The organism is uncultured Enterovirga sp., assembly GCF_964242715.1.
In the GTDB taxonomy this organism is placed as follows: Bacteria; Pseudomonadota; Alphaproteobacteria; order Rhizobiales; family Beijerinckiaceae; genus Enterovirga.
The window spans coordinates 25,290-36,180 of the sequence record NZ_CAXTAZ010000050.1; the positions used below are offsets into that span (position 1 = coordinate 25,290).

Annotated in this window: 8 protein-coding genes and 1 riboswitch; of the genes, 3 read left to right on the forward strand and 5 right to left on the reverse strand. The window is 69.3% G+C overall.

Annotated elements, in window-relative coordinates; genetic code table 11:
* Positions 1-2: 2 nt before the first annotated feature.
* Positions 3-1,892 carry a phosphomethylpyrimidine synthase ThiC gene (gene thiC / locus ACFE87_RS20020; RefSeq protein ID WP_375461422.1) on the reverse strand — a complete coding sequence of 630 codons (1,890 nt, stop codon included), beginning with the start codon at positions 1,890-1,892 and terminating at the stop codon, positions 3-5.
* Positions 1,893-1,951: 59 nt separating this feature from the next.
* Positions 1,952-2,057, reverse strand: a riboswitch (TPP riboswitch).
* Between the two features lie 119 nt (positions 2,058-2,176).
* Between thiC and ACFE87_RS20025 the strand changes: the two genes are divergently transcribed.
* Positions 2,177-3,532 carry an esterase-like activity of phytase family protein gene (locus tag ACFE87_RS20025; protein WP_375461423.1) on the forward strand — a complete coding sequence of 452 codons (1,356 nt, stop codon included), beginning with the start codon at positions 2,177-2,179 and terminating at the stop codon, positions 3,530-3,532.
* 164 nt (positions 3,533-3,696) lie between these two features.
* Here the strand turns inward: ACFE87_RS20025 and ACFE87_RS20030 are convergent, their stop codons facing one another.
* Positions 3,697-5,298 (reverse strand): alpha/beta hydrolase, encoded by a 1,602-nt coding sequence (locus tag ACFE87_RS20030; RefSeq protein WP_375461424.1) that lies wholly within the window; start codon positions 5,296-5,298, stop codon positions 3,697-3,699.
* Between the two features lie 211 nt (positions 5,299-5,509).
* Here ACFE87_RS20030 and ACFE87_RS20035 point away from each other — a divergent pair, with 211 nt between their 5' ends.
* Both ACFE87_RS20035 and ACFE87_RS20040 read left to right on the forward strand, forming a co-directional pair.
* Positions 5,510-6,856, forward strand: coding sequence for an APC family permease (locus ACFE87_RS20035; protein ID WP_375461425.1), 1,347 nt, complete (start codon positions 5,510-5,512; stop codon positions 6,854-6,856).
* Positions 6,853-7,947, forward strand: a complete 1,095-nt coding sequence (locus tag ACFE87_RS20040) for a hypothetical protein (protein WP_375461426.1) — start codon at positions 6,853-6,855, stop codon at positions 7,945-7,947. Before ACFE87_RS20035 ends, ACFE87_RS20040 begins: the two co-directional genes overlap by 4 nt.
* 124 nt (positions 7,948-8,071) lie before the next feature.
* On the opposite strand, the gene ACFE87_RS20045 is transcribed toward ACFE87_RS20040, so the two are convergent.
* The 3 genes from ACFE87_RS20045 to ACFE87_RS20055 form a co-directional block, all read right to left on the reverse strand.
* Positions 8,072-9,427: a methyl-accepting chemotaxis protein gene (locus ACFE87_RS20045; protein WP_375461427.1), complete on the reverse strand. Its 1,356-nt coding sequence runs from the start codon at positions 9,425-9,427 to the stop codon at positions 8,072-8,074.
* Between the two features lie 96 nt (positions 9,428-9,523).
* Positions 9,524-10,393 (reverse strand): pantoate--beta-alanine ligase, encoded by an 870-nt coding sequence (gene panC, locus ACFE87_RS20050; RefSeq protein ID WP_375461428.1) that lies wholly within the window; start codon positions 10,391-10,393, stop codon positions 9,524-9,526.
* A gap of 60 nt (positions 10,394-10,453) precedes the next feature.
* On the reverse strand, positions 10,454-10,891 hold a 438-nt coding region (locus ACFE87_RS20055), incomplete at its 5' end, for a TIGR02281 family clan AA aspartic protease (protein ID WP_375461429.1).

Below are 10,891 nucleotides of genomic sequence, written 5' to 3' on the forward strand. Positions count from 1 at the left end.
TACTACTCCCCCGCCTCCACATACAACTTCCCACCCTCCGCCAAAAACTCCGCGCTCTTCGCCGCCATCCCGGCCTCCGCCTCGCCGCGGGTCAGCTGTGCGGCCTTCGCCTGCAGGTCCGCCACCGCGTTGTCGCCCATGGCCAAAACCTCGGCGCGGAGGTCCTGGGTGATCTTCATGGAGCAGAATTTCGGGCCGCACATGGAGCAGAAATGGGCGACCTTGTGGGCGTCCTTCGGCAGGGTCTCGTCGTGGTAGGAGCGGGCCGTGTCCGGGTCGAGGGAGAGGTTGAACTGGTCCTCCCAGCGGAAGTCGAAACGGGCCTTCGAGATCGCGTCGTCGCGGACCTGGGCGGCCGGGTGGCCCTTGGCGAGGTCGGCCGCGTGGGCGGCGAGCTTGTAGGTGATGACGCCGACCTTGACGTCGTCGCGGTTCGGCAGGCCGAGATGCTCCTTGGGCGTCACGTAGCAGAGCATGGCGGTGCCGAACCAGCCGATCTGGGCGGCGCCGATCGCGCTCGTGATGTGGTCGTAGCCGGGCGCGATGTCTGTCGTCAGCGGCCCGAGCGTGTAGAAGGGCGCCTCGCCGCATTCGGCGAGCTGCTTCGTCATGTTCACCTTGATCTTGTGCATCGGCACGTGGCCGGGGCCCTCGATCATCACCTGGCAGCCCTTGGCCCAGGCGATCTTGGTGAGTTCGCCCAGCGTCTCGAGTTCGGCGAATTGCGCGGCGTCGTTCGCGTCCGCGATCGAGCCCGGGCGGAGCCCGTCGCCGAGCGAGAACGAGACATCATAGGCCCGCATGATGTCGCAGATCTCGTCGAACCGCTCGTAGAGGAAGCTCTCGCGATGCCCGGCGAGGCACCAGCGCGCCATGATCGAGCCGCCTCTGCTGACGATGCCGGTGGTGCGGCGCGCCGTCAGCGGCACGTGGGCGAGGCGGACGCCGGCATGGATGGTGAAATAGTCGACGCCCTGCTCGGCCTGCTCGATCAGCGTGTCCTTGAACACCTCCCAGTCGAGCTTGAGCGGGTCGCCGTCGACCTTCTCCAGCGCCTGGTAGATCGGCACCGTGCCGATCGGCACCGGCGAGTTCCGCATGATCCAGGAGCGGATGTTGTGGATGTTGCGGCCGGTGGACAGGTCCATGACCGTGTCCGCGCCCCAGCGGATCGCCCAGACGAGCTTTTCCACCTCGTCGGCCGCGGTCGAGACGACGGCCGAATTGCCGATATTGGCGTTGATCTTGACGAGGAAATTCCGGCCGATCGCCATCGGCTCGACCTCGGGGTGGTTGATATTCGCCGGTATGATGGCGCGGCCGCGCGCGATCTCGGAGCGGACGAATTCCGGCGTCACATGGGCCGGGATCTCGGCCCCGAAGGACTCGCCGTCGGCGATGATGGCCTCGGCCTCCTCGCGGGCGGCGTCGCGCGCCACGTTCTCGCGATGGGCGACGTAGCGCATCTCCTCCGTGATGAGGCCGGCGCGGGCGAATTCGTATTGCGTGACGAGTTGGCCCGTCTCGCCGCGGCGGATGACGCGCTCGGCCGGGCAGGCGGCGACGAGCTTGTCGGGGGAGATGTTGCCGTTGTCCTCCGGCTTCACCTGCCGGGGCGCGATGGCCGGGTAGCCGCGCGCGGCGATCCAGGGGTCGCGGATGCCGGGCAGGCCCTGCAGCAGGTCGATGCGCGAGTCGGTCTCGGTATAGGGGCCGGAGGGGTCGTAGACCCGGACCGGCGGCTCGAGCGGGTCGGAGAGGGTGATTTCGCGGAGCGGCACGCGGATGGCGGGATGGCCGGCAGGGGAGGCGTAGACCTTGCGGGAGCCGGTGATCGGGCCCGTCGTCACGCTCTGCGGCACGCCTTTCGGCTTCTCGACATGGATGGTCATCGCGCGTCTCCTCCTGGCCGGTCGCGGCCGTGCGGGTGCAGGAGTCGGGGCGGAAGGGCGGCGTCGCCGGTTCCCGTCCCTTCGCCGGCATGACCCGGATCAGGTTCAAGGGTCACGGGCTCACCCGTATCTCAGCCCCCTCGCGGGACCCCCCTCGGAACGACACGAAGGTGGGACGCCGTCATGCGGTTGTCAATCGAGGTCGGGCTTCCGTCGGGTGTGTCGCACGCCCGTCATGGACGGCAGCGCTTAAGGGCCACCTCGCCACCCACCACGGCCCCGACATGACCCGCTGCCTCACCGCGCTCCCCCTCATCCTCGCGCTCGCGGCGGCCTCGGCCGCTCCGGCCTTCGCCGACCAGGCCTTTCCGGCGAAGCTCTCCGGCCATGCGCTCCTGCCGGCCGACAGCTTCATCGAGGCGCCGGCGGACGCGCCGGAGGACCTGCGGAACTGGGGCAAGTTCACGACCGGCAAGCGCGTGGACGCGGTCGGCACCGTCGAGGGCACCTCCTTCGGTCGCCCGACCGGGCTGAAGATGCCGTTCCGGGGCCAGCCGCTTCAGGGCCATTCCGGCATCAAGCGCATGGCCGACGGCACCTATTGGGTGCTGACCGACAACGGCGCCGGCGCCAAGGCGAACTCGCCCGACGCCATGCTCTACCTGAACCGCTACGCGATCGATTTCGCGACCGGCAACGTCGACCGCAAGGAGACCGTGTTCCTGCGCGACCCGAACCGGAAGGTGCCGTTCCGGATCGCGAACGAGGGGACGCCGACCCGCTACCTGACCGGGTCCGATTTCGACCCGGAGAGTTTTCAGGTCGTCGGCGGCAAGATCTGGATCGGCGAGGAATTCGGGCCCTACCTGATCCGGGCCGACATGAGCGGCGCGATCGAGGCGGTGTTCGAGACCGAGGTCGACGGCAAGGTCGTGCGCTCGCCCGACCATCCCGCGGTGACGACGCCGGCCGTCCCCGGCGGCGCGGTCGAGTTCCAGGTCCGGCGCTCGAAGGGGTTCGAGGGCATGGCCTCCTCGCCCGACGGCCGCTTCCTCTACCCGCTGCTCGAAGGCCCGGTCTGGAATGCCGAGGCCAAGGACTGGGAAAAGGAGGGCGGCAAGGAATATCTCCGCATCCTCGAATTCGACGTCGCGGCCGGGAAGTACACGGGCCGGCACTGGAAATACGTGCTGGAGGCGAACGGCAACGCGATCGGCGACTTCAACATGATCGACGCGACCACCGCGCTCGTCATCGAGCGCGACAACGGCGAGGGCACGGCCGACAAGGCCTGCCCCGCGGGCCAGCGCCGGCCCGATTGCTTCCACGACCTGCCGAAGTTCAAGCGCGTCTACAAGATCGAGATGGGCGAGGCCCAGGCCGGGAAGCCGGCGCGCAAGATCGGCCATGTCGACCTGATGCGCATGGCCGACCCGGACAAGAAGGCCTGCAAGCCGCTCACCGACGGCGCGCTCGCCTTCCCGTTCTTCACCATCGAGAATGTCGAGATCGTCGATGCCGACCACATCATCGTCGGCAACGACAACAACCTGCCCTTCTCGTCGAGCCGCGAGCCGAACAAGGCGGACGACAACGAGTTCGTGCTCCTCGCCGTACCGGAGTTCCTGAAGGCGCGCTGACAGGTCAGCGCGGGCTCCTCCTCACGCCATTCCTGGCCGCGCAGCGGAACCCGGAACCCATGGAGAAGAGCGGAAGGGCAAGAAGTCCGCAGAGCGCGTGCGTGCCGTCGGTTCCGGGTTCTCGCTCCGCGAGCCCCGGAATGTGACGGTCCAGGCGGCGGCGCCTACTGCGCCGCGGCGCTGCGCTGCCTGCGGGAGCCGCTGTCGAGCGTGGCGACCGCGTCGCCACCGCCGCGCAGCCGGTATTCCGGAAGGCGGGAAAGGATGTCGGCGATCGGCTTCGCGGTCCAGGCCTGGGTCACGTAGTCCCGGTGGCTGTGTTCGCCGCCGGTCGACAGGAAGGTGGCCCCCCCGCGCGACAGGCTCGGCTTCAGCTCGGTGCTCACGGTCACGTCGCGGGCGGCGAGCAGACGCTCGAGGCCGACGCTCTGGGCCTTGGTGTAGTTCGTCGAGGCGTTGACCAGGAAGCCGTTCTTGGTCGAGGCGGCCCAGCTCGCGAATTTCTCGTGTTCGCCGTAGATGGCGTCGAGAAGCACGACGCCGCGCACCCGCTCCTTCGCGCCGCCGGCCTGCAGCGCATAGGCGGCCGGCACGAAACCGCCGCTATAGGCCACGATCACGACCGGCATGGCGGCGAACTTCTCGGCCGAGGCCGGGTCGCCCTGGAGGCGGGCGAGCTGCTTGGCGGATTCGTCGAGGAAGCGGGCGAAACCGCCCTGTTCCCAGAACCGGCCGGCGCTCGAATCCGAGGCATCGACGGCGAATTGCGGCGCGACCAGCACGGCATTGGCGCCGGACGCCGTGATCTGCGCCGGCACCTGCTGCCGGTTCTGCACGTCGCGCTTCAGGATGGCGCCGTGGCCGTGGAAGAAGACCACCATCACGCCCGGGCGGTCGACGTCGAAGCCCTGCGGCATGTGGGTGAGGACGCGGTTGTCGCTGAAGGTCTCCTGTTCGAGGAGAACCCGGCCTCGGCCCGTGCGGTGGCCGCGCTCCTCGCCCTGTTCCGTGTTCAGGAAGGGTTGCTGCGTGCCCGGCACGATGCCGTCATAGGGGAAGGGCGCCGTCTCGAACTGGACGAGCCGGGTGATGTTCTGCCGGAGCCCGCCCGCGGGACGGGTGGCGGGTTGACGTAACAGCGAAGAGGCGGGCCCGCCATCCTCGAGCCGGGCGGTGCGGATCCTGGCGGGCTCGGCGGCGAACTCCCTCGGGCGGGCCGGCGGCGCGACGAAGCTCGCCGTCGCGTCGGGTCCTCCGCCCTGCATCAAGGCATTCATCACCTCCCCGCTGGGGAGGAAAGGCGGGGCCGCAGGCTGCGGCGAGGCGGCCGACGTCGCGGCTGTCTCCTGGACGAGAATTTCGGCCGCGACGGCCGGGGCGGGGAGGATTCGTGGCGCGACGACGGCGGCGACCCGGGCCGGAGCCTCGGAGGTCGCGACGATGGGCACAGGCGCGGCGTTCTGGAAGGCGCCGGAACAGGCGGCGAGCCCGACGGTCGCGACGAGGGCGGCGGCGCCCGCGAGACCGAGGTCGCGCCCCCATCGACCGGAGCTTCGGAGTGAGCCCCCGGAGGGGAGAGGCGAGAGGGAGAGCGGGAGCGGCGCCGCGTCCCAAGCGGCTGCGTCGGACGGGTCCGGGCCGAGGTCGAAGACGGGATCGGGATCGGCGACGATACGGGAGCGGAGGAGGCGACCTGAGGAGCAGGCAACCGGACGAGCGGCGACCCACGCCTCGTCCCGCCGTTGCCGAGCCTCCAAAAGCCTCATTCAACCCCCATCAGACCGGAACGGTCTTCGCCGGACCCGGCCACGATAGGTCGGCATGGTTGCCAACCCGTTATCAGAACCCGCTCGCTCTTGTGACCCGATGAGCACACCGTTTCTCGCGGTGCAGCACAACCGGAAAATGACATTGTAAAGCGTGCCGTCCTCAAAGAGAGTCCAGTGTGGCATTTTGGAGGCCGTTGCGGCGCTCGTCATGACGTTACCGGCCGCGAACGGCACGATTGTACCCAGCGTTACCACTGTCGCGGCGACCGCCATCGTGGTCGCCGACATGGTCGGCGTGGGCGTCTTCACGAGCCTGGGCTTCCAGGTGAAGGACATCACGTCCGGCTTCTCGCTGGTCCTGCTCTGGTTCGTGGGCGGCGTCGTCGCGCTCTGCGGGGCGATCTGCTACGCCGAACTCGCCTCGATGTTTCCGCGCTCGAGCGGCGAGTATAATTTCCTCACCCGCTCGTACCATCCGGCGGTCGGGTTCCTGGCCGGATGGCTCTCGGCGACGGTCGGCTTCGCGGCACCGGTCGCGCTCGCCGCTTTGGCTTTCGGACAATACGCGAAGGCGATGGTGCCCACGGCGCCGCCCCTCCTGCTCGGCCTCGCCGTGATCTGGCTCGTGTCGCTCGTCCATCTCGCCGGGACGCGCCAGGGCAGCCTGTTCCAGATCGTCTCGACGGTCGTGAAGCTCGCGCTCATCGTGGCCTTCATCGTGGCGGGCTTCGCCTTCGGCGAAAGGCAGCCGATCAGCTTCGCGCCGAGCGCGGTCGATCCGGCGCTCATCCTGAGCGCGCCCTTCGCGATCAGCCTCATCTTCGTGATGTATTCCTATTCCGGCTGGAATGCCGCGACCTACATCATCGGCGAGCTCAAGGACCCGCACCGGACCCTGCCGCGCGCCCTGTTCTGGGGAACGCTGATCGTCGTCGCGCTCTACATCGCGCTGAACGCCGTCTTCCTCTACACGACGCCGATCTCGAAACTCGTCGGCCAACTCGACGTCGCCGTCATCGCCGGCACGCACATCTTCGGAGAGTCGGGCGGGCGGCTCGTCGGCGGGCTGATCTGCCTCGGGCTCGTCTCCACCATCAGCGCGATGATGTGGATCGGCCCGCGCGTCGCGATGGCGATGGGCGAGGACAACCCGTTCCTCCGCATCTTCTCGGTCCGCTGGCGGAACGGCGTTCCCGGTCCCGCGATCCTGTTCCAGGTCGTCGTGTCGAGCCTGCTCCTCTTCACGCAGAGCTTCGAGGCCGTGCTCGACTTCATCCAGTTCAGCCTGATCTTCTGCTCGTTCCTGACCGTGCTCGGCGTGATAAAGCTCCGCATCACCCGTCCCGACCTGCCTCGGCCCTACCGGGCCTGGGGCTATCCCGTGACCCCCGTCATCTTCCTCGCCGTGACCGCTTTCATGATGTTCTACCTCGTCACCAACCGGCCGATGGAGTCACTCGCCGGCTTCCTGATGATGCTGGCCGGGCTCCTGATCTACTTCCTTGCCGCACGTCTGCAATCGCCGCGAGCGGCCGAGAGCACGGCGACGAAATGAGGATCCTCGTCCTTCTCGCGAGCATCCTGCTGCTCGCGGCCCCGGCCTGGAGCCAGGGCAATGCCACGCCCGACGACACCGCCCGGTTCCTCGCCGGATTGCAGCCGTCGGCGGGCTCTCCGCTCGAGCCGCTCGCGGCCGAGCCGAGGTGGAAGCAGCATTCGGCCTATTTCAACGGCGCCTTCGCCAATGTCGAAGCTCGCACGCTCGGCAAGGTCAGGGCCTGGTCCAGCGCCAACCTGACCGTGAAGCGGCCGGTCCTCTACTACATGTTCAGCGGGCCGGACTTCCTCTACGCGAACGCCTTTTTCCCGGAGGCCACCACCTATGTCATGGCCGGGCTCGAGCCGGTCGGAAACATCCCGGACGTCCTGAAGATGCCACGGGCCGGGGTCAATCAGGGCCTCGGCGCGCTGCAGATCTCGCTCCGGTCGATCCTCCGCATCAGCTTCTTCCTGACCAAGAACATGCAGGGCCAGCTCCGCGCCTCGCCGCTCAACGGAACGCTGCCGGTCCTCTACGTCTTCCTCTCCCGCTCCGGGAAGACCGTCCGGGACGCGAGCCTGATCCATCTCGACGAGACCGGCGAGGCGATCGCCGGCCCGCGGCCGGCCGGGAAAACCGGCGCGGAGGGGGCGAAGATCGTCTTCGCAGGCCCGGATGGGCGCGAGCAGGTTCTCTATTACTTCAGCACCAACATCGCGAATGACGGTTTTTCGGGCGGCCATCTCGCGAAGCTCGGCGCAAAGCTCGGCGAGGGCAACGCGCTCGTGAAGAGCGCCTCCTACCTGATGCACTTGCCCAACTTCTCGCAGGTGCGGGACTTCCTTCTCGAGCGGAGCGCCGCGATCCTCGAGGACGATTCCGGGATCCCGGTCACCTATTTCGACGACAAACGGTGGGACCTGAAGCCTTACGGCCATTATCTCGGGCCGATCAGCCTCTTCTCGGGTCGTGGCCAGCCGAAGCTGCGCGACCTCTACCGGAAGAGCCCGCCCGGCAAGATCGATTTCGGCGTCGGGTATCGCTGGCGTCCGAACGAGTCGAACCTGCTCTGGGCCGTGAAGCGGGCCGGGGTGGCGAGTAAATAGGGCAGCCGACCTCATTCCGGGGCGGCGCGGAGCGCCGAACCCGGAGCCCACGGCTTGCACACGTTCCTGGATCGCTTCCTTTTCCGCCGCGCTTCCGTAGGTTCCGGGTTCCGCGAAGGGGGGATCACCCCGTGCCGCGCACCCGGGTGAAGAACTGGCCGACGTCGCGTTCGAGGTCGCCGGCTCCGGCGGAGAGGCGCTCGGTCCAGCCGACGATGTCGTCGGCGGCGGCGAGGTTGCGGCCGCTCGCGCCTTCCACGGCCCGGACGTCGTCGGAGGCGTCCGTGGTGGTGGCGGCCATGCGGCGGATCCCCTCCGAGATCGACCGGGTCGCCGCGCCCTGTTCCTCGACCGAGGCCGCGATCGCGGTCGCGGCCGACGAGATGCTGGCGACCAGCGCCGAGACGCCGCCGATCTGGTCGATGGACCGGCGGGTGCATTCCTGGATCGAGGCGATCTGGCGCGAGATCTCGCCCGTCGCCTTGGCGGTCTGGCCGGCCAGCGCCTTCACCTCGGCGGCGACGACCGCGAAGCCACGCCCGGCCTCGCCGGCCCGGGCCGCCTCGATCGTAGCGTTCAGCGCCAGGAGATTGGTCTGCGCCGCGATGGTCGAGATCAGCTCAACGACCGAGCCGATCGCCTGGGCGGCGGCCGCGAGGTCGTCGAGGCTCGCCATCGAGAGTTCCGCGTCCGTGCTCGCGCTCTGGGCGAGGCGGAGGCTGCCGTCGCTCTGGGCGCCGATCTCGGTGATCGAGGCCGCGAGCTGCTCGGTCGCGGCCGCCGTGTCCTCGATGCCGGCCGCGACCTCGCCCGAGACCCGCGTCACCGACGCCATCCGGAGCGAGGTCTCGCTGACCACGCCCCGCATCTCGGCCGAGGAGACCCGGAGCGCGTCGGAGGCCTTGGTCACGGCCTCGACCACGGCGCCGATCGTCGGCTCGAATTCCCTGATCGCGCCCTCCACCGTCTCGCGACGGCTCTCCGACGCCTTGAGGGCTGCGTCCTGCTGCACCGTCATCGAGATCGCGATGTCGAAATCGAGCGCGCGCGCCACGAGCGAGCCGATCTCGGCGACGCGCCGTCCCGAGAAGCGATAGCGTCGGCCTGCGGCGGTCAGGATCGTGCGCCGCACCATGTTGCCGGCGAAGAGGCGGGTGCGGGCATAGACGCCGAGGCGCTCGTGCTCCTCGGCGAGGCGGCGGGCCGATTCCACATAGGACCGGTCGAGTTGTCCCGACAGGACCCGGCTGAGATGCTCCTCCTCGCGTCGGCAGAGGGTTTCGCCATGGGCGCGGAAGAGCTCGCTTACGGCCGGGTTTTTGATCTCCGCCGCCAGGAAGCGAGCCATTCCCTCGCGGAGCGCGGGCTGGGTGACGGGCCAGAGCGCGGCGAGCTGGCCGAGCGCCCCGGCATCCAGTTCATAGAGTGCGAGCCGGGCCGCGAAATTCGAGGGCAGGTCGCCCTGTACGGTGGGGATCATCGGGCCTGCTCTGGGTCGCGATCGGGCGTCCCCGACCAAAATCGTCCCGATCGACCCTGCCCGACGATGGTTAACGACGCCTGATCGTGCCCGGCTTCACGCGCCGCTGCCCGGGCCCGGCACCTCGAGATTGTCGAGCAGCCGGACCGGCCCCAGCCGGACGGCCACGAGCAGGCGCGCCTTCGCCTCGCCGTCGAGGCTCCGGAGAGGCGCGATCGTGTCGCCGTCCACCAGAGCGAGGTAGTCGAGCGGCCCGAAACCGAGTTCGGCGAGTTCGCGCCGGCCCGCCGCCAGCGCCTCCTCGACCGGCCTTCCGCGGCGGAGCTCGTCCCTCGCCTCGGCCAGCACGACGTTGAGCCGGCGCGCCAGCGCGAGCTCGTCGGCGGAGAGGCGCGCGTTCCGCGACGAGAGCGCGAGACCATGCTCGTCGCGGACCACTGGATGCGCCAGGATCCGGAGTGGCAGGTCGAGGTCGCGCACGAGCCGGCGGACCACCTGCAGCTGCTGCCAGTCCTTCTCGCCGAAGACGGCGATGTCGGGCGCGGCCTGGAGGAACAGCTTCGTCACCACCGTCGTCATGCCGTCGAAATGGCCCGGCCTCGCATCGCCTTCGAACCCGGCGCTCGGCCCCTCGACCGAGACCGTGGTGGAGAAGCCCGGCGGATACATGCGGGCGGGGCTCGGCGCGAAGACGAGGTCGGCAAGGCCGGCCAGGAGTGCCCGGTCCTGCGCCTCGGCTCGCGGATAGCGCTCGAAATCCTCGGCCGGGCCGAATTGCTTCGGATTGACGAAGATCGAGACGACGACGCGGTCGGCTACCTCCCGAGCTCGCCGGGCGAGCGCGAGATGCCCTTCATGCAGCGCCCCCATTGTCGGCACGAGCGCGATGCCGAGCCCGGCCGAACGCCAGGCCGCCACGCGGTCGCGAAGGCTGGAGACGGTGTCCGTGACGTCCGGAAGGGTCATGCGGCGGGTTGGCCGGAGCCGAAGCCCGGCGTCAAGCCCGGCCGCCGCTCACGCGCCGGCTCAGCCGCGCAGCGTAAGCCGGTTTTGCGCGATGTCGAAGCCGCGCAGCTGGCGCAGGAAGGACATGCCGAGGAGGCTCGTGCGGAGGCGCCCGCGCGGCATGACGACGGCGTCCACGTCCCGGACATAGATCTCCCCGATCCGGATCTCGCGAATGCGGACACGGGCCGCCGCGACCTCGCCATTCGCGGTCGACATCCGGGCGCGATAGTCGGTGGGAGCCGGCCGGATCCCGACCGCGGCCGCGTCCTCGTGCGTCAGCGCGACGATGGTGGCGCCGGTATCGACCATCATGGTGAGATGCCGGCCCTCGACCGCCGTTCCGGCCAGGAAATGGCCCTGCCGGTCCCCGTCGATGACGACGGTCCGGTCGCCCTGCCCGAGCGGGCCCGCCCCGTCGCGCGGCGACCCCGTCGCGGCGGCGGCGCCGGCCGGGGG